The sequence below is a fragment of the Chloracidobacterium sp. genome (assembly GCA_016711345.1).
GTDB lineage: Bacteria > Acidobacteriota > Blastocatellia > Pyrinomonadales > Pyrinomonadaceae > OLB17.
Genome location: JADJTD010000001.1, coordinates 2,928,396 through 2,953,645 on the forward strand (window position 1 = coordinate 2,928,396; position 25,250 = coordinate 2,953,645).

Consider the following 25,250-nt stretch of genomic DNA (forward strand, 5'->3'; position numbering starts at 1 on the left):
AGGCACGTCGGAAAACGCCTTTTGTTTATGAAGAATCACATCGTATGCATCGCCAGCGAATACAAGGGCACTGAGTTTCTCGAAGAGGCGCATGATGCCGGTTGGCATGTGACTTTAGTAACGAGAGAGAACCTGCTTGACTACGATTGGGGCTGGACGACGATCAATGACGTTAGAACCGTCGATGCCGAAGCTGTTCAACTGGATTACGTTCGAGCCGCTACGAATATCGCCGGTTCGATGCCGATACACCGCGTTGTCGGCCTGGACGAATTTGATGTGCTGACCGCAGCCGCCACGCGTGAGCATCTCAATCTACCCGGAATGAGCCATTCACACGCTTTGAGGTTTCGCGACAAACTGACGATGCGGAACATAGCCGATCAGGCAGGAATTCCGTGCCCCGAGTATATCGCCGCGTTTAACGAGAGTGAGATCAACGAGTTTTTGAGCAATGTTCCCGCTCCGTGGATCGTTAAACCTAGGCACGAGGTTTCGGCTTTTGGCATTCGCAAATGCGAGACGGCAGAAGAGGTTTGGCAAGTGCTGACCGACCTCGACAATCTTAATAATTGGCGCGATCATCCTTCGCAATTTTTGATCGAGCGGTTTGTAGAGGGGCGGGTTTTTCATGTTGACTCCGTCGTTGAAGGCGGCAAGGTTGTCGCCTGCGGCGTTAGCCAGTACGGAACGACGCCGTTCAAAGTGTCGCATTACGGCGGCGTTTTTAGTTCGTCAATAGTGCCTTACGGCTCCGACGAACGTAAGGAGCTTGAGACCCTCAATCGTGCATTGCTGATGGCATTCAAATATGATCGCGGAGTCACGCACGCCGAGTTTTTGCAGAGCGACGCGACTGGCGAGTTCTTTTTGCTTGAGGTTGCCTGCCGCGTCGGCGGTGCTTACATTGCAAACGTTCTCGAACACGCCTGCGGGTTCAACCTCTGGCGCGAATGGGCAAAGCTTGAAACAGCAACGAAAGAAAATCCATATCAACTGCCGAAATTGCACAAAGAGTTTGCCGGCATCACGCTCGCCCTCGCCAACGTCGATGAGCCTGACACGTCGCACTACACCGACGAAGAGATCGTGTATAAAGTGAATAAGCCGAAACACGTTGGGCTGATATTTCGTTCGGAAAAACAAAAGCGGATCGATGAACTTATCACCCTCTATACCGATCGGATCACAAATGATTTTCTCGCGGTCGCTCCGGTGAAAATGCGTTACGATGACTAGCCGCACGGGTTCGCCCGCAATTCTTGATCACGATCTCAATCCGTATTTCCCCGAACTGTTGAAGTTCGATTCAACGGCTGAGATGGAGGCGTCTGATCTTTATACAAAGATCAAGCCGGAAGTCGAACGCATCATGAACTCGGTTGTCGTCGAGCATTTGTCAGAACCGCCTGCGGTAGCGGGCGGGTTAATTCAATCGAGCGAAACTTCTAACAGTTTGGAAATTAAACTTCAACCACCCGCTACCGCAGGTGGTTCTGACATACGAGCACTCGCCTGGAATCTCGAACGCGGCATCCGCTTTGACGGCATCTTAGACGCTCTCAAAAACAACGATGAACTAAAAAGTAAAGACGTTCTACTCCTCGCCGAACTTGATCACGGGATGGCGCGAAGCGGTAATCGTTTTGTTGCGCGGGAAATAGCCTGCGAATTGAAATTGAATTACGCATTTGCTCCTGTCTATATTCCGCTGCAGAAGGGAAGCGGTGTTGAGTCTGAGATGGAAGGCGAGAATACTGGGTCGATCCATGGGCTTGCGATGATGTCTCCGTGGCCGATGAAAAATGTTCACGCCGTCCCTCTGCCGAATGGCAAGGACAAGATGTGGGGCAAGGAAAAAAGGCTGGGCTGGCTGAGGGCATTGATCGCCGATATTGAACATCCGGCGGGCACATTTCGAGCAGTGACGGTTCATCTTGATGTTCACTGCTCGCGCGAACATCGCCGTCGTCAGGTGCGGATAATTCTTGATCACCTGAATACACTTTCACCGATGCCGACGCTGATCGGCGGTGATTGGAACACGACGACTTTTAATGCTCAAACGGCGACGCACGCGATACTTGGTTATTGGCGGCGAGTGATGATGGGCATAAAAAATGTTGCCAAGAATCACTTTCCTCATCCCGACCGCTATTTCGAACGCGGGCTTTTCGGCGATCTCGAATCTCGCGGCTACGAATACAAAAACCTCAACGAATCGGGCGTCGGTACGCTGCACTATCACATTGAAAGCATCGAAAAAAACACCAATCTCCGCGATTGGGTGCCGGAATGGTGCTTCAAATTTATCTTCTGGGCCGCAGGGCGTGTCGGCGGAAGCGTTTCGGTCCGTTTGGACTGGTTCGTTGGAAAAGGTTTGCGGCTCGCACCTGAAACCAAGCCCAAGACCATCGCTAATTTGGTTGATTCTGATGGACTGCCGCTGTCCGATCACGATGCCATCACTGTGGACTTTGTGTTAGTAGCCCGCACGTAAGTAAGGGCTCATGTAGACGAAGGTGAGCCCTTACTTACGTGCGTGCTACTGACACGATGACGCCTTTTGTGCTTTAATTTGAGTTATGGAAGTAGCATTTTGTCAGACACTCAGCTTTAACGCTGACACTTTTGAATACGAATCGGTCTCGCAGGAAAGCGGTAACGCGACGGTCATTAAATTTGCCGTCGATGAAAAGAAAGTCAGCCCCGGCGATGTTGTCGTGGTGCTCGGCAGTGGTGAGGAGATCACCTTTCACGGCATCATCGGCAAGATAGAGGACGGCTACGCATTTGCCTCCGATCCCAAAGGCTCGCTGCTGCCCGCTGGCGTTCAGTAGGCTTGAAATTGTCAAATAGCAATTCTAAACTATCATTCTCTCGGGGATGTAGCTCAGCTGGGAGAGCGCGGCGTTCGCAATGCCGAGGCCAGGAGTTCGATCCTCCTCATCTCCACCAGAAGTTTTCACCACAAAGGCACTAAGGACACGAAGATAAAAATCTTCTTTGTGTTCTTAGTGCCTTTGTGGTGAATTTCTTCATTGTCTTATCAGGATGCGCCCCACCGGATAGATTCCAACCTTCTGCTTCAAATAATACGGCGAATGCTGATAAAAGAATTCCAACCGTGCTCGTGGGTTGCGGGCGAAGGCGGGATCTAGTAATCGACGATCGAATTCTCCTTGCAGTTTCGGATCTTCAGCGAGCATCTTTTCTGCGAGTTTTTCTAAGATATAGTTTTCTCCGTATTCCTTTTGCTCGAAAACAGAATTAAAAAATCCCCACGCGACAAACGAATCGGGTCCTGCAGGTTCGAGCAGATGGATGGCTACGTTTGCTGCTTCCTGATCGAGCGGGACGATGACCGAACCAGCTGCGTACGTGCGTTTTTCTTTTATCGGGAGCGGTTTGCAATTGACGGTTATGCGGTTTTCAAATGAAGACGTTGCCCATTTTGGCTCGGTTAATTTGTAGCTTTCGACATCGAGCTCTCGAGCCTTTGTTAAACGAGTGAACTTGACGCCATGCAGTTTTAGAACCTCGATCACATCTTTATATTGCGGCGGAATGATGTAATAGAGCGGCGGTGCGACGGAAGCCGTGACCTTGCCTTCGTCAAAACGCGGGATCGTGTATTCCTTGGGCGTGGTGCCGTAAACGACCTTTTTGCCGCCGGAAATCTGGCTGTCTTCCATCTTGTACTCAACGCCCTTTAAAACAAATGGCGTTGATCTGTTTGTTAGCTCTATCTTCAAAGGAAACTGCCGCTTTTCATCATAAGTCTTACCGCGTTCGAGAGTCTGCGTGTCGGCAATAACGTTGGCGGCGAACAGGCTTCCTTTTGCTTTGCCAACTTCCTCGATCGTGTATCGTAAAAGGTCATAGGTGCCGCGAACACGCGATTTATAGGGCTTATAAACGTGAGTTTCGACTAGTATGCCGGCGCGATCGCGAATGGACGTGTAGCCGGTGGAAAATCTTGGCGTCGAGGGGCCGATCGCAATGCCCTCGGTTATCTCGCGGCCTACGAGGTCAAAATAGTTCGTCGTGATATTGCCTTCGGCCTCGATCTTCGGCACGACATTTTTATCAAAATGTTCGCTCATCCAAGCCCTTATCGACGGGCTGGTGTTTTGAAACTGTGAATGGTCGTAATTAACGTTGTACTGAAAATCCGCTCCGTTAGAAACGTGGCAATCGATAAAAAGATCGGGCTTCCAGTCGTTCCAAAGTTTTAACCAAGCCCGCGTCTCGGGAGCGTCGGCTTTCATGTAATCGCGGTTAAGATTGAGATTAGTCGCGTTCGCACGCCAGCCCATTTCGTCGGGGCCGTTTTGATTTATCCGCATGAACGCATTTGAGTTTTCGTGGCCGTCGACGTTGTAGATCACCTGAAAAAGGATCACGACATCTTTTAATAGACCGATCCGCGTTTTAGTGATCGCGATGTCGCGGAATAGCGCAAGTCCCGCATCTTTTCCGTCTATCTCGCCCGAATGAATTCCTGCTTGAATTAAAACGACCGCCTTGCCCGATTTCCTCGCCCACTTCGCCGAAAACGCTCCGTCGCGGGCCGCGATCAACAGCGGCAGATCGCGACCCTCGCCGCTCTTGCCATACGTCGTATAAGTGATCAAACCGCCCGAAGCCGCCGCCAGTTTCTTGCAATACGCCACCGTCTCGTCATACGTCGAAGTCCTCTTGTAATCCGTCCTCTCAGCCGCCGTCTGCCACTCAACCGCGACCTTCCCCATCTCGCTCTGTGAATAAGCGTTCACGACGAACAAAAAAACAAAAACCGCCACCGAGCTGCCAAAAATCTTTCCAAATCTCATGAAAGCGATTATACGACGAAATTTCTCGGACAGCCGCACTGTGCCATAATACAACCGAAATAAATTCTCAAACATCTGTCTAACCAATGAAAAGAATCATTTTAATTGGCTGTCTTCTGATAGGTTTTAGCACATCGCTTTTTTCGCAGGAAAGCTCAGACGAACCGAAAATAACGCTTCCCGACGCAGTTATGGAACAGGTCGTCAAAAGAATTGTCACCTGGTATTTCAAGCCGTCAAAAAAACCGAAAACAATCTATTTTGCGTCGGAGAATATCAAAAAAGAATGGCTCCCGCAGATCAACAACATCAAATTTGTCGTACTCGAAAAGCCAGCGCCGAATCATTATCCGCGCAAGGTTTATTTCTTCAAAGAGATTGAAAAATTGAATAAAGGCTTCGGGATTCGATTTGGTTACGGTGATCCTGATTGTGAGGCTATCGGAGACCCGTGGGCCTTTCGCTTCAACGACAATCGCGTCAAGCTTTGGCAGATAGAAGGTAACTGGCTAAGCTTTTGCTCAGGCCCCAATGATCATGCCTAGCTCAGCAAACTTCTTTTCATCTCGGTCCCACACTTGACTTAGAAATAAAACGCGCATATATTGCCCAAAAAGCTGCAATTTAGCTCCCTGAACACTTACTACGATGGATACCCCAAAACAGTACGATAAATCGTCGCGAACCATTGAGGGCCGCATCGATATCGTGATAACTGTTTTTGGATGGATAATTTCGTGGGTTCTTTTACAAAACGTAGCTAAAGCATACGAATGGCCATGGACTCTTGTCGCGATCTTCTTTATAGTTATCGGCTTTGGCGTTTTCGGTTATGTAACTAGAACAATTGCACATCGGCTTTTCAATCTTAGTCCTTTATCATCTTTTCGTTCAGGTCTGATTTTTTGGACAATATGGGCGTTTCTAGTTGTCGTTGTGTCTTATTTTATCGTTATGGCAGCATCATACACTGCGGATTTTTTATTTTGAGGATCAAGAGAGGCAACACGTTTTATCGTCGGAAAACTCAGAAAACGGTTAGGAAATGCGTAAAACAAGCAAAAAATGCTCATAACGCGTCAGAAATGCTCATAACAGGCGAAAAATGCTCATAACAGGCGAGAAATGCTCATAACACGTCAGAAACGATCATAACATTAAATAATTAGGCATAACAGACGAGAACTTTACATAACACAAGAAAAACTCATCTAACACGTAAAAAATAAAGATAACAAGCCAGAAACCTTACGATCTAAACCCAACCACTAATAAAGGAGAAAAATAAGATGACTGATGAAGAAAGAGTTCGAATCGAAGCCGGAGAGCGAATAAAGGTCTTTTCGGACGACAACGCGGCCGATTTTGCGAGTGGAGTGCCGCTTACGCAGTTGAACAAGATAAAAAGCGAGCTGACGCTCGCGGCTGAGTATGCGGTCGATCAGGTCGAAGGCGGCGGCGACGCGGCGATGGGATTTGAGTCAAAGGACACCGCACGCGAAAACCTCCGCGACATCATGAAGCAGATCAGCGACACCGCAAAAGTGATGATCTATCTGCACGACGGCATCAATGACAAGTTTCGAATGCCCCGCAGCCGTAGCGACCAGTCCGTCCTCGCGACAGCCAAAGCCTGGCTCGACGAACTCAATCAGTACGAATTGGATTTCAGAAGCCACGGCATGGCCGACGATTTTCTAACCGTGCTCGCTGATTGCATCGGCAACTTCGAATCGTCGATGGCAATACCAATCTCCGGCGTCAACGAACGCGTCGCCGCCAGAGCTCTCCTCGGCGAATCCATAAGACGTATGATGATCGCCATCCGCATCCTCGACCAGGTAATGCGAAACATCTACGCCGACCAACCCGGCAAACTAGCCGCCTGGATCAGCGCATCTCATGTAGAGAAACCACCGAAGAAAAAGGCACCGCCAACGCCCTAGGTGAAGGATTACTTATGAAAAACAGAATACGGCTTATTCTCGTCCTTGTATTCATTTGTGCAGTGGGTTCGGCATACGGCCAAAAGAGTAAGCCGTATTCGGAAGAAGACGCCAAGGTATATGACGGACGAATTCAACAGGTCAAAGGTACGGTCGTTTATCTTGAAAAGAACGACGAAAAGATTCCTGCATCCGGAGAGTATCTGGTTTTCCAGCGGGACGGTTGCAAGGATTGCTTGATTGGAATACATACTGACCGCGACGGGAAATACAAGCTTTTCCTAGGAGTGGGAAAGTACAAGCTAATTGTTCAATTCAAAAATTGCGGCTACGCTCCCACTGAGGATTGCGCTGGGTACAATTACCTCGCGGCTAAACAGCCTCAATATCTTGTGGTAGAACGTGGGCCAGTGTACTCGGGCGAATTCAACATTGAACTCGTGTTACCTAAGTAATCTCGTTCATAAGTTTCGTCAACGCTAGTACTTTTTACAACATTTCCCTTCGGTTGCGAGCAAATATCGCAAGCGTGGCGAGAAATGCGAGGGCGGCGGCGATGGTTACGCCGTAGAATGCGTAGGTGTAGTCGCCGCCGCTTTGATCTGCTAAATAGCCGGTGATGCGTCCGCCTATGGCGGCGCCGGTGACTTCGATGAGCGTGATGAGGCCGAGGATCTTTCCTATTTCTCTGCGGCCAAAAAAGTCGGCCGCGAGACGTTGGAGCAACACGAACGTTCCGCCATAGCCGAGAGCGAAAGGAAGCAGGAAAAACAAAGCAGTATTCGCCGTGAGATAAAACAAAACAAGCGTCGAAGCGAACATCAAACCCGCACACGCAGCCATCACTCCGACGGTGCGAAATTTGTCGCTCAGAAATCCTGCGAGAAATTTGCCGCCGATACTGATCGCAAACAGAGCAGATTGAGCGAACGCGGCGGTTTCGGCAGAAACTCCGATCTTTGGCGTCTGCAGGTACAGAATAAACTGCTGGCTCGTCACAAAGATCGGATAAAAAACCAAAGCCGCACATAATCCAAAGACCCAGAAGAGCGGCGTTTTGATCGCTTCGGTCAAAGTTTTTCCATCGACAAAGATGTGTGTATCGCCCCTACTAACGTGCGGGCTTTCGCATTCGCGGACGAAAAATATGATCGCGGGCAGGAGCACTAACCACACAAGACCGCTGACGGCTAGCATCGCAGTTCGCCAACCATAATTTGCGATCATTGGAGCAGCGACAAGCGGGATAATAAATCCGCCGAGACTCGTGCCGGTCAGCAAAATTCCCAACGCAGTGCCGCGTTTTTCATCGAACCATTGCGAAACCAATACAACACACGGAGCAACGCCAATAAACCCTAGCGACGCTCCCATAAAAAATCGCGCGAAATAAACAGTCTCCGCGTCGTATGCCAAAGCATGAACCACGAGTCCGCCGCCGAGCAACGCACAACCGACAAGCATCATCGGCTTGAGTCGAAATTTCGTGATCAGCCAGCCGCCCAACAGCGAAAAAACGCCCGACATCAGAAACGTAATATTTGCGCAGTTGGCAATAAAACTCTCGGCTTTCGCCGCGTCAATTGCTCCAATACGAACAAACTCTTCGCGTATAGGCTTATAAAACGGAGGCAGCCCGCCGATTGCCAAGCCGTTGCTCACAACAAGCGAAAGGGTCGCGACAACGACGATCACCCAGCCGTAGGAATTGCCGTCGGGCTTACTTTCTTCCATTTCTACTGTACTTGGTAACGTGTTCCGGCAAAGTGATTCCCGGATTGAGTTTGGTATCCGCGACAGGCTCACTAGGCCGAAGCGTCAGCGGCAAGACGCCCGCCCAAACATCCATAGAATAATCTTCGTCGTCATCTACGGGATCGCCGGTGCGGATCTTTGCTGAGGCTTCGGTGATTGGCAGACGCAGGACGGTCGTGGCTTTTAGCTCTAATTCTGTCGGCCAGCGAACTTCTGCCCAGCGGCCCGGAACAACATGCTCAGTGAATGCTTCGAGAGCTTTGTTTTTTTCGTCTGCGTCCGTGACCATTTCGGCTTTGCCCAAGATGACAACAGAACGATAATTCATCGAATGATGAAACGCGGAACGGGCGAGTACGAGTCCATCGATAAGTGTCACCGTCACGCAAACGTCTATGCCCTCGGCAATCGATCTCATCATCCGACTTGCCGCCGAACCGTGAATATAAAAGTCTTCGCGAATCCGCGCATAACCGGTAGGGATCACATACGGCTGGCCTTCGACAACAAAACCGACATGGCAGATAAATGCTTCGTCAAGAATGGTGTTGATCGTCTCGCGGTCATACGAGCCGCGCCTGGGAATGCGTTTGACTGTCGTGCGTTCTGTCTTCATAAGATCAATCACGAAACTACACTAAATACTTTTTTCGTGATCGTTCGTGTAATTTCGTGGCAAAAACTCCTACTTTGCGTTCATCCAGTTATCACCGACGTCGATTTCGACTGTTATCGGCACGTCGAGTTTTGCGGCGGCTTCCATTTCGCGTTTTATTAGAACCTTTGCGGCATCGACTTCGGATTCGGGGCCTTCGAATAGAAGCTCGTCGTGGACCTGCATTATCATTTTTGTTTCGAGCTTTTCGCGTTTTAGGGCGTCGGCGACGCGGAGCATTGCTATCTTGACGATGTCGCTGGCGGTGCCTTGGATCGGCATGTTGATGGCTTCGCGTTCCGCACGTGAGCGGACGGCGAAATTGCGATCGTTGATCGACGGGAAATAACGGCGACGACCAAAAAGGGAAGTGATGTAGCCTTTTTCACGAGCCTCGATCGGTGTGCGATCCATGTATTCGCGGATGCCTTTGTACGTTTCAAAGTAGTCAGCAATGACCTGTTTCGCCTCGCTGCGGCTGATGCCGACACGCTGCGACAGGCCGAATGCCTCGACCGCGTATGCGATGCCGAAATTGACGATCTTTGCGAGCCGCCGCTTTTCCTTCATCTCTTTTTCGGTCGTCGCTCCGAAAACGAGCCTAGCGGTCTGGGCATGTATGTCTTCGTTATTTTTGAAAGCCTCAAGCATTCGCGGATCTTGCGTGATGTGCGCGAGAATGCGAAGTTCGAGCTGTGAATAATCGGCTGAGATGAGTTTGTTTCCTTTTTCGGGAATAAAAGCTTGGCGAATACGCTGGCCGAGTTCGGTGCGAACCGGAATGTTTTGAAGGTTCGGCTCGGTCGAACTCAGTCGTCCGGTCGCAGCGACAGTCTGATTTAACGCGCCGTGAATGCGGCCGTCGGCGGCGATCATTTTTGGCAGCGCGTCGGCGTATGTTGCGCGGAGTTTGTCGAGTTCGCGATAGTCGATGATGTGTTGTGCAATCTCGTAAGTTTCGGCGAGTTCGACAAGCACGTCATGGCTCGTTGATATTTGTCCGGTCGCGGTTTTTCGTCCGGTTTCGATATTTAGCTCGCCAAAAATCTCGCCGACCTGCTTTGGCGAACCGATATTAAATTCGCGTCCAGCGATCTTTGTGATCTTGTCTTTCAACGTCTCAAGCTCTTTTGCAATAAATGTCGAAAACGTCGTTAGGCTTTCGCCATCGACCTTCATACCGACAAGCTCAATATCGGCGAGTACCGGGATCAATGGCAATTCGATCTCGTAATAGACCTTTTCAAGTTCTGCCTCGCGGATTTTAGCTGTCAAGATCGGCGCGAGGCGTGCAATGAAATCGGCATTTTCCGTCGTGCGAAAAGCAGCTTCGTCGAAATTTGCTGGAACAGTATTCGCGGCATCGAGATCCGCGTAAATCTGAGCGAGAAACGGTATCGGGTAACTCGCGCGGGTCGATTCGAGCAAGTATGCGGCAACCAAGATGTCGTCCTTCACTGCTTCAGGACGAATTCCCATGCCTAACAGTGGGCCGAGATTTCGCTTTTCGTCGTATGCTGATTTTTCTAGAAAGCCGTTGGTCAGAATGTCTTTCAGCGAGCCTTTTGCCGCATCAACGCCGCCTGTGAAGTTTTCGAGATCAATGTAAAACGCTTCACCATTTCCAAGTCCGATGCCGACACCGTTTGGAGCCGCCTTGCTGAAACAGCTTGCTTTTTCGTTCGAATTCGCGTCATTGACGAGGTAGCTCCAACGATCAATTTCAAAAAGACGGCGGAGCAATTTATCCAGGCCTTCGCGGTCGTTGATAATGGAATACTCTGACGCGACGGCAGGACTATTTGCGGCCGGCTGAGTATCAAACAATCCACCAGAAGATGCAGGCGACCCGCCCGACGGTTCAGGACCGCTGAAAGCCGGCATCGAAACTACGCCTTGCCCCGCAAATTCTTTTGTAAGGTTTGTAAATTCAAGTTCGCGAAAAAGCTCGTAAGCTTTTTGTCTGTCGGGCGTGCTGTGCTCGAGTTCTTTTAGATCGAGCTTGATCGGAACGGTTGTGTGAATGGTTGCGAGTTCGAGCGATTGTTTGATGATGTCCTGATTATTTTGCAGGCTCTCGCGATAGGTCTTGTGCGTGATCTTTTCGGCGTTTTCCATTGCTCCGAGAGCAGAACCATATTCGAGGACAAGTTTCAATGCACCTTTCGCACCGATGCCCGGAGCTCCGGGAATGTTATCCACCGAATCGCCCATCAAACCGAGCAGATCAATTATCTTGTCAGGCGGCACTCCAAATTTATTTTTGACCCAAGCCTCATCGCACCATTCAACTGCGGGAACGGGCACTTTGCGTTTCATGTTTTGCGAGTTATTTCGCATCGCAATAATGTGTGGATCGCGGACGAGCTGGCACAGGTCTTTGTCATTTGAAACGATCACCGCCTGCATGTCTTTTGCCGCGACTTCCTGAACGAGCGTGCCGATAACATCGTCCGCCTCAAACCCGTCAACAAACAACATCGGGATGCAAAATGCCTCGCACACGCGCATGATGTACGGGATCTGGCTGGAAAGATCGTCAGGCATCGCCTCGCGATTTGCCTTGTAGTCCGCAAAGGAATCGTGCCTGAATGTTGGCACATCTGTGTCAAAAACCGCCGCTATATACTCGGGCTTTTCGTCATTGATCAGCTTGCGGAGCATGTTCGTAAAGACAAAGATCGCCTGCGTTACTTGTCCTTTACTGTTACGCAGCGGATCCTGCTTCATGCCCATCGGAGCAAAGAATGCGCGATATATATGCGACATCGCGTCGATTAAGAAGACTCGTTTCATTTTCACAATTTTAGCACGGGTCTTGAATTTTTATAGATTCGACCTATCTTGCGACATGAAATCTAACATTGCCGTTTTTGAATCTCTCACAAACGATCTCTGCAAATATCGGCTCAACGGATAACCGATGCGGGCGAGTAATGAACCGGGCTTTGAGAATGCGTAAAGGTCATACCAAATCCCTCCGCTATCGTGGTGAAACTCAACAGAAAATCGCTCTTCGCCGATCTCTGCATGTTCTCGCAATGTTCCGTATGCAAAGCCATAACGTTCTATTTCCGCCGATTCATCGATGGTATAGACGATCCGTGCAGCACTGAGAGAATAGAAACCAAAATGAGCAACAAGAATCGCGACTGTCTGACCAACCTCTATCGGCGTATTGTCGTAACTGAGTTTTACCCAATCGAACGCAAACATCTTCCATTGTCGAATAGCGGTCTTAGCTCGTTCGTAGTCAGACCTTCCAGAACCAAGTTTTACCCTGTTGTGATCGACTACATAACCAGACGGAGCATCGCTTTTTGTGCCTCCGATCTCTGGATAAGAGAAATCATCGGAAATGCGATCAGCGAGGAATTTATCGATCTCTTTTTGTTGTGGTTTGGCTATCGAGAACATTTTTAGATGAATCTAAGGGATTTGTCTTGCTGCTTCAAGTTTGACAACAAAATACTCGTCCGATATTCTTAACGTTCGCCTTTGGGCGGAAAATGCGAGCCTTTATGTGTCCGGTTCGTCTAGGGGTTAGGACACCGCCCTTTCACGGCGGCAACACGGGTTCAAATCCCGTACCGGATACCATCTTTATTGAGTAGTTTTGCATCATAGTAATTAACCAAATTCGCTCGACCTCCAGAGCGAATTTTTTATTTTGAGGATAAAAATGCTGAGAAGTGCTTTCATTACAACGATATTTTTACTTTTCGCAAGTGTTTCGTCGTTTGCCCAAAAGCCCGAAGGCCCGAACGACGTTCTGATGGTGCTTCCGTTTGAGAATAAGTCAGGTAAAGCTGAATTTAATTGGATCGGAGAGAGTTTTAGCTCGTCCATCACTGAATTACTTGTTAATAAAGGTGTCGGGATCATAAGCAACGCAGAACGCAAAATAACGCAGCAAGACCTAAAAGTGCCCTTGACCTCGATCCCCTCGTTAGCGACATCGCTATGGATAGCCCAACGGGCGAAGGCCAGCCTTTTGATGGTTGGCAGCTATGATATACCGCCGGCTGATGAGAAAGATGTAACCACAGTTTACGTAAAAGCGAAGGTCATCCGTGTTCGGGACGGAAAAATTCTAAGTGAGGAATTTACGAGTTCGAAACCTGGTTTTGAGCTGCACGATGCTTTGAGTAAGCTTCAAACGATTCAGGGAGACCTTGCATACCAAGTCTTTGCAAGGGTTAGAAAAGTCCTTTACAAAGAAGAAGCGTTGTTCCTCAAAAGAGACGATCTTTTGTCAGCAGCAAACAAAGTGCCGTCCAAGGCATTTGAGGCTTACGTCAAAGGTCTGCTAACTTCCAACGTTTCAGCTCGCGAAAACTACCTTAAAAATGCTCTGCGATTTTATGCAGAGGATAAGAATCATCCTAACGAGACATATACGTCGGCCGCTCTAGAACTGGGCCATTTGTATCGGTCACAAGACAAACGCGACGAAGCGGCTGAGAGTTTTCGAAATGTAATTAACGCGTTTGCTACTTGCCGCGATACAGCGCTAAATCAACGTGTAGTTCCTCAATGCAAGGGCGAAGAAAACGCAGAGGCTTCGTATTATCTTGGCTGGATCTATTTTCAGAAAAAGAACTACGAACAGGCACTCGCGGTTCTGCTCGACGTGAAAGACCTCAAACTTGTCAGCATTAACAACCTGATCGGCGTTGTAGGAATACAGGCAGCACGTTCCGACAAGGCCGGTTCACCAAAAGCGGCGGACTTTTTATTAAAATCTCTCGATGCTTTGAAGCGGGCGGAAGATACAGTTCCGGATGACCGAAAAATAGCGTTTAACTATTCGCTCGCTCTTTTTCTAAATCAGAAATACGATGAGGCCGGCCAGCATTTTCGAAATGTGACAGCCGCAGATCCGAACGATGGTGAAGCTGCGTTCTTAGCAGCAAAATCATTTGAAATGACGCCGGGCCGCGAACAGGATGCGGCGGCGAGCGACGATTGGGCCAAAAGGCTGCTAAAAGATCAAAACCGCTACGCAAAACTTCAGCAGGCTTGGGCTCAGTCAAAGTCGATCGAGTCTATCGAGAGCCGTATCACTCCGGCATCGCGTGATGATTTTGTCGAGGTCGTCTTTATTTCAAAACGGGCGCCGGTTAAGCCTGCTTTAGATCCGACAGCCGATCTTCTCTCGCAGGCCCGCGCACTTTTTAAGCAGGGAAAATATGATGACGCGATCGAAAAGCTCAGGCGCGTGCTGATCAGCGAACCGATGAACGCGGAAAGCTACTTGATGCTCGGAAAGATATACCAAAGCCGCGGCGAGATCGATCAGGCGATCAGCCAGTTCAAAACAGCGATCTTCTGGGACAACCGGCTCGTTGACGCTCCGGTGGCGTTAGGAAAGATCTATTCCGAAAAGGGAAGCTGCGATCTGGCCAAAACCTACGCAGTACTAGCGCAGGAACTCGATCCAACCAATCAGGAAGTAATGGGACTGCAAAGGATAGTAGAAAAATGCTCTAAATAACGCAAAATGTGAGTCCGATGGCCACGGTCCCAAGCCCCAAGTCCTAAATTAGTATAGTTTCCAATTTTATTTATCCATGAAAAGCCCTATAAAACGGGCTTTTTGTATTTTTTTTGACTCCGCACTCCAGACTCCGCACTCCGAACTCATTTCTGTGGCACGGAACGTGCTATATACATCTGCGGCCAGCTTGGTTACATAATCAAGACCCCGCCGCCACCACTACTCCGAGCGCGGTTTGCCACTGTGCTTGAACACCTTCCGAGCGTTCCTTCAGTTGTCCTTCCTATAAAAAGCCCGACCCAAAAGGTCGGGCTTTCCTCCTTTTAAACCCTGTATTTATTGATATAGCCCGTATTTGCTGATAATGCTCAGAAAAAGGGAAAATTCGTTCATTCTGATTTGTTTCTTTGTTGTTTGGATTCCGCCTTCGTGCAGTCTGACCGAAAATGCCGCGACAGAAACGAGCAAATGACAGAATTTGTCACAATAGAATGACGTTAATTGTCGGATTGACCATTTTCGACTGTCAATGTGACTTAACTCGATTGAGGATTGTCTTGAATTGATTTTACTTTGCGTTCTTTGCGTCTTTGCGGCTTTGCGGGAAAATTCTCTCCCGCAAAGCCGCAAAGAAGCTCATTCAGGTTTGTCTTTGTGTTCACTGCGGATTTGGCTTTGTGACCTCTGTGTTTAGCTGATTAATAGACACAGAGCACGGAGCAAGGACACAAAGGACACAAAGGACACAAAGTTTTTTGATTGGAACTATTGCCAATCGCTGACTATACAAACGCCCGTTATTTTTTCCTGCTAAAATGTCGCAATGGCAATTAGTCTGCTAAAAAAGATTCTACCTTCGTGGAAGAACATGCTTCTTGCCATCCTCGCTTCTGCTCTGCTGATTCTCGCTTTTCCGGACTTTGAAATCTGGTTCTTTGCGTGGTTTGCTCTCGTGCCCCTGATGTGTGCCGTCGAGCGTGAAACAAAATTGCAGAAGCCCGAGTTGCAGAAGCCCGCACGAAGTAAGGGCGTTAGTCATGCGATAGACTCGTCGATCATAAGGTCCTTCGTCCTCGGCTGGATATTCGGAACCACCTTCTTTTTCGGCACCTGCTGGTGGCTGACATACGCCCCGATAAACTACGCCGCGTTTCCGCCTATACTTGCTTATTTTTTGCTGTTTTGCGTAACGACGGTTGCAGGATTATTTCCGGGCATCTTTGCCGCGATCTTGTCGATGCACGTTCGCCGATTCGGTTCACGGGCATTTCTTGCCGCGCCGTTTGTTTGGGTGTTTACTGAGTTTTTGCGGTATTTGATCACGGGAAATAATTGGAATGCGATCGGGTATTCGCAGGCGTTTACGAAACAAACTGTTCATTTCTCGGAATTTGGGGGTGTTTTGCTTGTTGGCTTTCCGCTGGCTTTATTTGCATCCTTGGTTACCAAATGGGTCGCAAAGCCTCAACGGTATTGGCTTCCGGCGGTATTTTTTTTATTGTTTTGGCTTACATCTGATTTCAGCGTTGGGCCGTTGCTTGGAATGAATAGCGATCCCCCATTTATCAACCGGAGTCCGATTGTAGCCAAAATTGTAGCCGTGCAGGCGAATGTTCCGATGTCCGGTCTCGATCAATCAAAATGGCAGCGACTCCGCGATGCACAAACGCGATTCGCGGAGGAGAAAGTCTATGACTATCGACATCCTGTTCCGACACCACGTCCAGATGGACGCAGTCACATTGACTTTCCAGAACCACCAGAGACACCGGTTGTCGTCATACTGCCCGAATCGCCGATGAACTTTTTGTATTCGGACGACCGCGAGTTTCAGCAGTTTATCGGTGATTTTGCGCGAGAAAATAATGTCAGTGTTCTCTTTAATTCATCTGAACCAGATAAAGGGACGACCAAGTATTTCAACTCGGCGGTGATGGTTGGGCCGGACGGAAAGCAGGTCGATCAATACGATAAGATCTACCTGCTGCCGTTTGGCGAGGCTGTGCCATCGTTTCTTGAAGGGATCGTTCCCGGTTTTGTCGGCAATTTTGCTTACGGTCGTGAATACGATCTGTTTCCGGTCGGCGATGCCAAAGCGGGCGTTATGATCTGCTTTGAATCGCATTTCGGAGCTCTGAGCCGCGAGTATGTCCGCAACGGCGCGGATGTGATAATTGAAATGACCAACGACGGCTATCTTGGCCCCACGCCTGTCTTGCGACAGCATCTTGCGAATGCCGTTTTTCGAGCGGTCGAAACAAATCGTCCTGTCCTTCGCGTCACAAATGTCGGAATAACTGCATATATTGACGAGAAAGGACGCGTTTTAGACGCAGCAACGCCGTATCAGGAAGAAACAAGAGTTTGGAGTGTGTCCAAATCCGACGGTTCACAGACATTTTATGTAAAATACGGCGATTGGTTTGCGTGGTTGTGTTCAATGATTACTATTGGAATACTATTATTGACACTTTTGATTAAGAGGCCAAAGTTTTTGAAAATATGAATCTCGATGATTATCTTCCCGAGAAGTTTGCTTCGGACTTAAATATGTCCAGTAATGAAATGGAGCGAATTTTATTGTTGACCCCTTCCGAAGTCGCAAGGATAGACAATTGGTTACTCTCATTCGCAATTCATCGAGGGAGGAAGGTAGCGTTTCTGGTAATGTCGGCGATGCAACAGTTGACTGCCGAGATTCCTTCCGTGCCGGATGCATTCTATATTCTTCGGGTGCAAAAACTTATTGAAGAAGGTCGGCTCGAACTAGATGGAAATATGGATTTTTGGCGCCAGAGCGAGGTGCGATTACCGCCCGGTGAGATAGAATGGAAGTAATGGAACTCACAGACCTACAGACAAAACATCAAGAGATCAAAGACAAAGTTGCCCAACTTGGGAGGTTTCTTTGACGCGCCTGCTAAACAAGCCGAGCTAGAGAAACTCGAAACACAAATTTCGGAACCCGGATTTTGGGACGATCAGGAGAAGGCCCAAAAGGTGGGTCAGCAGCGGAGCCGCATCGAAAAGGCACTCGAAAGGCAAAAGAATTTCGAGACTGGTGTTTCGGACGCTGAGGTTTTATTTGAGTTTGCTCCGGATGACGCAGATTCTGCAATAGAACTTGAGACGCTCATAAATCGCTTAAATAAAGAAGTTGCCGAGGCCGAGATCGAAAGCCTTTTATCGGGCGAAACCGACGCGAACAATGCGATCTGCTCAATACAGTCTGGTGCGGGCGGCACGGACGCACAGGATTTTGCTCAGATGCTGCTGCGAATGTATTTGCGTTGGGCCGAGAAAAAAGGTTTTAAGGCTGAGGTACTCGATGAACAATCGGGCAGCGAAGCAGGCCTGAAATCGGCGACATTTCGCATCGAAGGCGATTACGCTTACGGCCTGCTTGCGACCGAAGCGGGCGTGCATAGGCTTGTTCGCCTTTCGCCTTTCAATTCCGGCGGCAGCCGCGAGACTTCGTTTGCGTCGATGTTCGTTTCGCCTGAGATCGACGAAACTATCGAGGTCAATATCGAGGACAAAGACCTTCGCATCGATACATACCGCTCGTCTGGTGCCGGCGGACAGCACGTCAATGTTACCGACAGCGCTGTAAGAATTACTCATATTCCCACCAATATTGTTGTAACATGTCAGAATCAGCGTTCGCAGATCCAAAATCGCGCCGTTGCGATGCAGGTCCTGCGGTCAAAGCTATACGAACTCGAACTAGAAAAACGCCGCGAAGGCGCCGCCGAACTCGAAGCAGGCAAAATGGATATTTCGTTCGGCTCGCAGATACGAAATTATGTGTTGCATCCATATCGATTGGTAAAAGATACGCGGACAAAACACGAAACGTCAGATGTTGACGCAGTACTTGATGGTGACATCGACGAGTTTATTCAGGAATTTCTAGTATTTAAGAAAGGTGCGATCGTTACCAGATAGATGAAGGTTTGCCCGACATGTAACGAGGTTTATAAGGACGATGACATTAATTTTTGTCTCGCCGACGGCACCACTTTGCTCAAGAAAAAAAGCAAGACTGCCAAGCATTCTCATTGGAATGATGTCGTTGCGGTTATTCTGGCGGCGTTGGCGGTACTTGTATTTTTGTGTTTGATCACTAGCACGACAGATGACCGGTCGCTGATTTCAACTGGCGGCATTTCAACAACAACCAAAAACTGGATCGGGTTTGTTGGCGCAAATATTGCGGCGGTCTTTCTCAGCGCATTTGGCTGGACGGCGTACCTTATACCGGTCTTGATCGTGTTGATTGCGTGGCGTGTATATCAGTCGGACACGCTCGTGCCGAGGGCTTCGCGTGTTGCGGGGTTTATCTTTTTTGCTGTTTCACTTTCGGGTTTACTGGCACTTGTTGGCGGTTACGGAGCGATCGTTGGCGAAGCTGCTGCTCAAAGTACTGCACATTTTATAGGTTCTATCGGCGCGGGTATTTTGCTGCTTGCGATCTTTATTTGCTCGGTTCTATTGATAACAAATTTCACGCTCGAGGGATTGCACAGTAACTTTAGTGTTGCTTGGGAGAATATTCGAATTCGCATAAACGAAGTCCTCGCAAAACGCCGCGAAGCCCGGTCACCTGAGATCGCTGCCGCAAAAGACCGAGCGGATAAGCGTAAAAAACAGCGTGAAAAAATTGAAAAGGTTGCCAAAGTGGAGGATGATACCCCGCCGACAATCGCAGTTGCGGATATGGAAGCGATGGCGGCAGCGGCGGCGATTGGACGCTCCGAACCGTTGTTTGCTGACGACGACCGATTTGGTTCGGTTCCGACCATTGAATCGCCTGATAAATCCTACGAGACGCAAAAGGTCACTGAGCCTGAGATCGAGGAAACTCAGCCTGAACCAGTTGACACCGAGCAAGAAAAAGCCGAGACAAATCCTGAGTCAAGTGAGATCGAAGAATCACCAACGCTCGATGACGACGTAGACGCACAACCGGTCTCTCCGAAGGCAGCGCAGAATTTTGATGGTTACAAACTGCCTGATTCCACGTTGCTCACCGAAGTTCCAAAACCGCTCGCGTTCAGTAAGTCAGAATTACAGGAAGTCGCAAAGTTGCTGGAACAGAAGACCGCCGAGTTCAATGTTCCCGGCAAGGTTGTTCATATATCGCCTGGCCCGGTTGTAACGACGTTTGAATTCAAGCCCGACGCAGGTGTGAAATATTCGCGTGTAACGGGTCTTGTAGATGACCTCTGTCTTGCGTTGAAAGCTCCATCGATGAGGATCGATCGAATTCCCGGCAAAGCGCACGTCGGCATGGAAGTCCCGAATCAAAAACGCGAGGTCATCTTCCTTCGCGAAGTGATCGAGTCGCCGAATTTTAACAAATCAGATTCGCTACTGACGCTCGGCCTTGGCAAAACGATCAGCGGTGAAAAATATGTCGCTGACCTGAGCAAGATGCCGCATTTACTGATCGCTGGTGCGACCGGTGCTGGTAAATCGGTTGGTGTGAACACGCTGGTGATGTCGATCCTTTATAAGGCAAAGCCTGATGAAGTGAAATTTATCATGGTCGATCCAAAGCGGCTTGAGCTTGGGCTTTACGCAGATATTCCACACCTTTCGACACCGATAATAACCGATCCGAAACGCGCCGCAGTGGCGCTTCGATGGGCGGTGAGCGAGATGGAGAAGCGGTACAAGGACCTCGCCCAATTTGGCGTGAGGAACATCGCCGGCTACAACGAAAAGGTTGCCGGTTGGATAGCTGAGGAACGTCTCGACGACAATGGCGATCCGTACCGCAAACTGCCGTATGTGGTCATCATTATTGACGAGCTTGCCGACCTGATGATGGTCAGCGGAAAAGAAGTTGAGGAATCTATAACACGGCTTGCTCAGATGGCGCGCGCGGTTGGCATACATCTTGTACTTGCCACACAACGTCCGTCGGTCGATGTCATCACTGGCCTTATCAAAGCAAATTTCCCGTCGCGAATATCTTTCCGTGTATCGAGCAAAGTTGACTCGCGAACGATCATCGATGGGAACGGAGCCGAGAGTTTGTTGGGTAGCGGCGATATGCTGTTTTTGCCGCCGGGCAATTCTCAGGTGACGCGTGTACACGGAGCTTTTGTGGACGAGGCAGAGATCCAAAAGGTTGTGGACCATGTCAAAGGACACAATGGACAAGTCTTCCGTCCTGAGTACGATACGACAATCACCAAGACCGAAGAAGAACTCGATGACAGCGGTGATCTGCCGGGACGCCGTGATCCGTTGTTTAATGACGCTCTAAAGTGTGTCGTTCAGGCTAAACGGGGTTCGACATCGCTGCTTCAGCGTCACTTGCGTATTGGCTACGGCCGCGCAGCCGCGATACTCGATGCAATGGTCCGCGAAGGTTACATCGGTGAAATGGACGGCTCGACGCGTGCTCGTCCTGTACTCGAAAAGGCATACGAAGATCTACAGGACATCGAAGAAGGCGCGTTGGGAGATGAACCGTAGGCGGTCAGATTGAGACGAGGATTTTAAGCGCAGAGATCGCCGATTACGCAGAGAGAACTATTTATTTGAGTTAGATGTATCGCATCATTCTCATTTTGATCTTATTTTCGTTGATGGCCGGCTGTACGTCGCGTGTTGTTTATGACGAGCAGATCATCGTTGCAACAACGCCGAGCTCATTGAATATAAATACGGCTACTGCGAAAGAATTGGAAGCATTGCCGTATATTGGCCGAAAGACCGCCGAAAAGATCATAGAATTTCGTGAAGATAATGGCCCGTTTCGCCGTGTCGAACATCTCATGCAAATTCGAGGCATCAGCGAGAAGCGTTTTCTCGAAATACAACAATTCCTAAAAGCCGAATGATCGCGACGCGATGCCTGAAGATCGTCCACGTCAAAACTTCAACCGTCACCCTATGCTCTTGCTTGCCGCAAATTTTGCATTGGGTATTCTGATCGGGAATTTTGTTCCATTAACTGAAACGTCGTTGCCGGCACTTTTGGTAGTTGCGTTGGCGGCTTTGGCGTTTACGTTCCATAAATATAACTTTTCAACGATCTGCATTGCGCTTGCATTCGTGGCCACAGGGTTTGTTTCGTTTCAGTATGAGGTAAAACGAAATAGCTCTCCTACTCGAATAAGGGTATTGTACGACAACGCCATGATCCGCTCAGGTGATCCTGTTGAGGTCGAAGGGGTCTTGCTCGGTCGTCCGGAGCCATCCATCGACGGTGTATTTCTTAATCTTCGGGCCGAGAAAGTCACACATCACAGTAAAGAATTTCACGTATCTGGTAATGTCCGGCTGTTCTTGCCGGTGAAAGATTCGGAGGCACAAGCTAATTTCAAATTTGAAATTTCAGATCTGAAATACGGATCTCGCATTCGTGTCGCATGCAAACTTGACCGTGAGGACGAATATCTAAATCCTGGAGTAATGCGAAAACGCGATATCCTTGACCGTTTGGGCGTTGACGCGACAGGTTCGATCAAGAGTCATTTGCTCGTCGAAAAGCTCGCTGATGAAAGTATTTTTATTCCGCTGGCGTGGGTCTATGATCGACGCGCGCAGTTGATAAGTGATTTCAAGAATAATCTTGGACCATCGTCAGCAGGTGTTATGATCGCTTCGCTGCTTGGCGATAAATATTTTTTGGATAGATACACAGCCGATCTCTTTCGCGACGGCGGGACATTTCATATCCTTGTAATTTCCGGCCTGCACATCACGTTTATCGGTGGTCTTTTGATTTTGTTCTTGCGGCAGTGCACGCGAAATCGATGGTTTCAATTTATTGTTACGACACTTGTGTTGTGGGTTTATACATTGGCGGTCGGTGCTGACGTTCCGGTGGTGCGTGCGACGATAATGTTCACTGTTGTTTCGTTTTCGTATGTAATCTTTCGGCAGGGAAATTTGCTGAATTCGCTCGGAGTTTGCGCTTTTATCTTGCTGGTCTGGCGGCCGTCGGAGTTGTTCAATCCCTCGTTTCAACTTACGTTCGTAAGCGTTGCAGCTATCATCGGATCAGCTTATCCGTTGTTAGATAAACTGCAAAAAATCGGCAAATGGAGGCCGTCAACACAGACGCCGTTTCCCCCGAATGTTCCTAATCGGCTGAAGCAATTTTGCGAGTTGCTGTATTGGAGTCCAAACAATTGGAAAGTAGAAGCAAAGCGGAACGTCTGGACGGCAAGTTTTATGAAGTCGTTGTTTAGGGTAAAGCTTGCCGCCGATGGAGTTCAGACGACTATTAGATTTGTATTCGAGGCTATCCTTGTTTCGCTTATCGTTCAGATATGGATGCTGCCATTACTGGTTGTGTATTTTCATCGCGTTTCAGTTGCGTCTGTTTTGTTAAACCTTTGGGTTGGATTCTTTATTGCTATAGAAAGTTTTGCGGCTGTGATCGGAGCGGTGGCCGGAAATTTGAGCAGTTTGTTGGCGGCACCTTTTTTCTGGCTCGCCGAAGTTGCAAATTGGCTTATGCTCTTGCTGCCACGCGTTTTTTCAGATCTCGGCAGGGCGAGTTTTCGTTTGCCTGCATATTCGGGAGCCGGGCGGGCAGTTTATGCATTGTATTTTTTACCGATACTGTTTCTCGTGATTGTAGTAAACCGTTGGCTACCCTTCGGTCTAAAACAAGAATCTCGGTTTCTTAAGAAGCAAATTTTGCTTCCGATGTTTTCAATATTGATCTTATTTGCGGGCATCATCATTTTTCATCCTTTCAGTGCGCCGCGTCCTGACGGTCGCCTACACTTAGATTTTCTGGATGTTGGGCAAGGCGATTCCGTATTGGTAACTTTTCCGGACGGAAAAACTTTGCTAATAGACGGAGGCGGGAGATTCAGTTTTAGGAAGAAGGAGAATGACGACGAGGATCTGTTCGAGCCGGACGTGCGTACGATCGGCGAGGCAGTTGTTTCTGAATTTCTTTGGGATCGAGGACTTTCTCGGATCGATCACATACTTGCGACACACGCCGACGTCGATCATATTCAAGGGCTGACGGATGTGGCGAGGAATTTCAAGATCGGCTCGGCGGTTTTTGGTCGCACGCCGATGAACGATCCTGATTTCTCAGCACTTGCCGAAGTACTGCAACGGAGGAATATTCCCGTTGAAACAATCGCTCGCGGCGAGCGTTTAGAATTCGGCGGGGTGACGATCGAGGTTTTGTACCCGACCGAGACTGATGACCCTGATGCGGTTTCCAATAATGATCATTCAGTCGTGCTGAGGATTATTTATGGGAGCCGAGCCTTTTTGCTGACCGGCGACATCGAACGGAAAGCTGAGGCCGCTCTTCTGAATAACGGCGGCACGCTGACAGCCGATATGATAAAGGTTGCACACCACGGCAGTCGAACATCTTCGACACAGGAATTTGTCGATGCCGTCGGCGCAACGTTCGCAGTGATCTCCGTCGGACGAAACTCGCCGTTCGGGCATCCGCATCCCGAAGTTGCGGATCGATGGAGAGAAAGCGGTGCAACCGTAATGACAACTGGTGAGCGTGGAACGATCTCAGTGTCGACCGACGGACGCGATCTGGAAATCACGAGCTTTGTTGAGTAGATGCCGTTGTGGCGCGTCGGTTACATTGCGGGCATGTTCATAGTGAACGCCAGCTTCCAGTTTCGGCCATCTTTAATATAGATGGAATTGCCGTAAATCGGAGCCGTCCCAAGTTTTTCGCCATAACATGTTCCGTCGGCAGTTCCAATATGCGTAAGTAGTGCGACAGTTGGCGAGATCAAAAAAGCGACCGGATCAGTTACGTTTACGCTTTTGATCTTGCAAACGGGGCTGCTCCATGTTTTCAGAATGTTGTCGCGATTGTCGTAAGAATTTCCGAATATATCTATGAACGACAGACTTTTGGCCGTTAGGCTATCTAGTTTTTTTAGGTCGTGGTCTTTCCATGCCTTCCACACAGATCTCTCGACAGCGGCCAAGGCTTTTGGGTTCAAATCGCTGCGGTTGACCGCAGCTTTCCCAGCCGGTTCTACAGAAAGTGCGGGCTTAGGAACACTCTTTGGATCGACGATCAGGTTTGAGCCGTGAAAAGCTGCCTGCCATTTATCTTTGTTACGGATCCAGACCGTCGCGGCCCGCGCAGGGCCTGGAATTTTCATTGATTTTCCATCCGTTCCCGCGCAAGTTCCGTCCGGTGTGACGCGGTAGCCGAATACGTACGTGTCGGCGTCGACTTTCGCCAACCACGGCTCGTCGAGATATCTGCTCTTTACATCACATTTGACACCGATGACGGAATCGACGAAGTCAGACTTGCTCAACCGACGGTTGCCTTGCCGTGCGACAAACTTATCGCTTAGGAGACCCTCAAAGAATTTTGAATCCCCTTTATCATAGGCTTCCTGAGCATGCCGTTCCAGAGCTATGAAGAAGTCAGCCGTCGGACCGTTCTGAGCGATCAGTATATGAGCAGTACACAGGACCGTAACGACAAAAATAGAGATTCTCAGGCTTAGCGATTTCACAATATTTCTCCTTGATCTAACAAGCGAAAATGGCCGCGACCTTGAAAAAAGATCGCG

Annotated in this window: 19 protein-coding genes and 2 tRNA genes; 15 read left to right on the forward strand and 6 right to left on the reverse strand. The window is 49.1% G+C overall.

Annotation, left to right across the window (positions count from 1 at the left end; all coding sequences use genetic code 11):
* Positions 1-27 precede the first annotated feature (27 nt).
* The 4 genes from IPL32_12105 (at position 28) to IPL32_12120 (ending at position 2,958) form a co-directional block, all read left to right on the forward strand.
* Positions 28-1,239, forward strand: a complete 1,212-nt coding sequence (locus IPL32_12105; protein ID MBK8466567.1) for an ATP-grasp domain-containing protein — start codon at positions 28-30, stop codon at positions 1,237-1,239.
* Positions 1,232-2,500 (forward strand): endonuclease/exonuclease/phosphatase family protein, encoded by a 1,269-nt coding sequence (locus IPL32_12110; GenBank protein MBK8466568.1) that lies wholly within the window; start codon positions 1,232-1,234, stop codon positions 2,498-2,500. The genes IPL32_12105 and IPL32_12110 overlap by 8 nt, the downstream gene beginning before the upstream one ends.
* Before the next feature lie 85 nt (positions 2,501-2,585).
* Entirely contained in the window at positions 2,586-2,840 is a 255-nt protein-coding gene (locus IPL32_12115; GenBank protein ID MBK8466569.1) for a hypothetical protein, read from the forward strand.
* A gap of 42 nt (positions 2,841-2,882) precedes the next feature.
* Positions 2,883-2,958: transfer RNA gene (locus tag IPL32_12120), tRNA-Ala, on the forward strand.
* 80 nt (positions 2,959-3,038) lie between these two features.
* Here the strand turns inward: IPL32_12120 and IPL32_12125 are convergent.
* The gene (locus IPL32_12125) at positions 3,039-4,835 is read right to left on the reverse strand and encodes a peptidase M14 (protein ID MBK8466570.1); all 1,797 of its coding nucleotides are present in this window, start codon (positions 4,833-4,835) and stop codon (positions 3,039-3,041) included.
* Between the two features lie 86 nt (positions 4,836-4,921).
* Between IPL32_12125 and IPL32_12130 the strand changes: the two genes are divergently transcribed.
* From IPL32_12130 to IPL32_12140, 3 genes are all read left to right on the forward strand, one after another.
* Entirely contained in the window at positions 4,922-5,380 is a 459-nt protein-coding gene (locus IPL32_12130; GenBank protein MBK8466571.1) for a hypothetical protein, read from the forward strand.
* Positions 5,381-6,124: 744 nt separating this feature from the next.
* A complete protein-coding gene (locus tag IPL32_12135; GenBank protein ID MBK8466572.1) occupies positions 6,125-6,781 on the forward strand; it encodes a hypothetical protein in 657 nt (218 codons plus the stop codon).
* A gap of 14 nt (positions 6,782-6,795) precedes the next feature.
* Entirely contained in the window at positions 6,796-7,236 is a 441-nt protein-coding gene (locus IPL32_12140; GenBank protein ID MBK8466573.1) for a hypothetical protein, read from the forward strand.
* A 34-nt stretch (positions 7,237-7,270) separates the two neighbouring features.
* On the opposite strand, the gene IPL32_12145 is transcribed toward IPL32_12140, so the two are convergent.
* From IPL32_12145 to IPL32_12160, 4 genes are all read right to left on the reverse strand, one after another.
* Positions 7,271-8,515: an MFS transporter gene (locus tag IPL32_12145; protein ID MBK8466574.1), complete on the reverse strand. Its 1,245-nt coding sequence runs from the start codon at positions 8,513-8,515 to the stop codon at positions 7,271-7,273.
* Positions 8,502-9,152 (reverse strand): pyridoxamine 5'-phosphate oxidase family protein, encoded by a 651-nt coding sequence (locus IPL32_12150; GenBank protein ID MBK8466575.1) that lies wholly within the window; start codon positions 9,150-9,152, stop codon positions 8,502-8,504. Before IPL32_12150 ends, IPL32_12145 begins: the two co-directional genes overlap by 14 nt.
* A gap of 69 nt (positions 9,153-9,221) precedes the next feature.
* Positions 9,222-11,987: a DNA polymerase I gene (gene polA / locus IPL32_12155; GenBank protein MBK8466576.1), complete on the reverse strand. Its 2,766-nt coding sequence runs from the start codon at positions 11,985-11,987 to the stop codon at positions 9,222-9,224.
* A gap of 30 nt (positions 11,988-12,017) precedes the next feature.
* Positions 12,018-12,608: a DUF1990 domain-containing protein gene (locus tag IPL32_12160; GenBank protein ID MBK8466577.1), complete on the reverse strand. Its 591-nt coding sequence runs from the start codon at positions 12,606-12,608 to the stop codon at positions 12,018-12,020.
* A gap of 108 nt (positions 12,609-12,716) precedes the next feature.
* On the opposite strand from IPL32_12160, the gene IPL32_12165 reads away from it, so the two are divergent.
* The 8 genes from IPL32_12165 to IPL32_12200 all read left to right on the forward strand — a co-directional run bounded on the left by IPL32_12165 (position 12,717) and on the right by IPL32_12200 (position 24,267).
* Positions 12,717-12,791, forward strand: a tRNA-Glu gene (locus IPL32_12165).
* 82 nt (positions 12,792-12,873) lie between these two features.
* Positions 12,874-14,688 (forward strand): tetratricopeptide repeat protein, encoded by a 1,815-nt coding sequence (locus tag IPL32_12170; GenBank protein ID MBK8466578.1) that lies wholly within the window; start codon positions 12,874-12,876, stop codon positions 14,686-14,688.
* 826 nt (positions 14,689-15,514) lie between these two features.
* The gene (gene lnt / locus IPL32_12175) at positions 15,515-17,197 is read left to right on the forward strand and encodes an apolipoprotein N-acyltransferase (protein MBK8466579.1); all 1,683 of its coding nucleotides are present in this window, start codon (positions 15,515-15,517) and stop codon (positions 17,195-17,197) included.
* Positions 17,194-17,529: a hypothetical protein gene (locus IPL32_12180; GenBank protein MBK8466580.1), complete on the forward strand. Its 336-nt coding sequence runs from the start codon at positions 17,194-17,196 to the stop codon at positions 17,527-17,529. Before lnt ends, IPL32_12180 begins: the two co-directional genes overlap by 4 nt.
* Positions 17,530-17,556: 27 nt before the next feature.
* Positions 17,557-18,639, forward strand: coding sequence for a peptide chain release factor 2 (gene prfB, locus IPL32_12185; GenBank protein ID MBK8466581.1), 1,083 nt, complete (start codon positions 17,557-17,559; stop codon positions 18,637-18,639).
* On the forward strand, positions 18,640-21,180 hold the full coding sequence (locus IPL32_12190; protein ID MBK8466582.1) for a DNA translocase FtsK 4TM domain-containing protein: 2,541 nt from the start codon (positions 18,640-18,642) through the stop codon (positions 21,178-21,180).
* A gap of 74 nt (positions 21,181-21,254) precedes the next feature.
* Positions 21,255-21,548, forward strand: a complete 294-nt coding sequence (locus IPL32_12195) for a helix-hairpin-helix domain-containing protein (GenBank protein MBK8466583.1) — start codon at positions 21,255-21,257, stop codon at positions 21,546-21,548.
* Positions 21,549-21,558: 10 nt separating this feature from the next.
* On the forward strand, positions 21,559-24,267 hold the full coding sequence (locus IPL32_12200; protein MBK8466584.1) for a ComEC/Rec2 family competence protein: 2,709 nt from the start codon (positions 21,559-21,561) through the stop codon (positions 24,265-24,267).
* Positions 24,268-24,287: 20 nt separating this feature from the next.
* Here the strand turns inward: IPL32_12200 and IPL32_12205 are convergent, their stop codons facing one another.
* A complete protein-coding gene (locus IPL32_12205; protein ID MBK8466585.1) occupies positions 24,288-25,193 on the reverse strand; it encodes a nuclear transport factor 2 family protein in 906 nt (301 codons plus the stop codon).
* Positions 25,194-25,250: the final 57 nt, after the last annotated feature.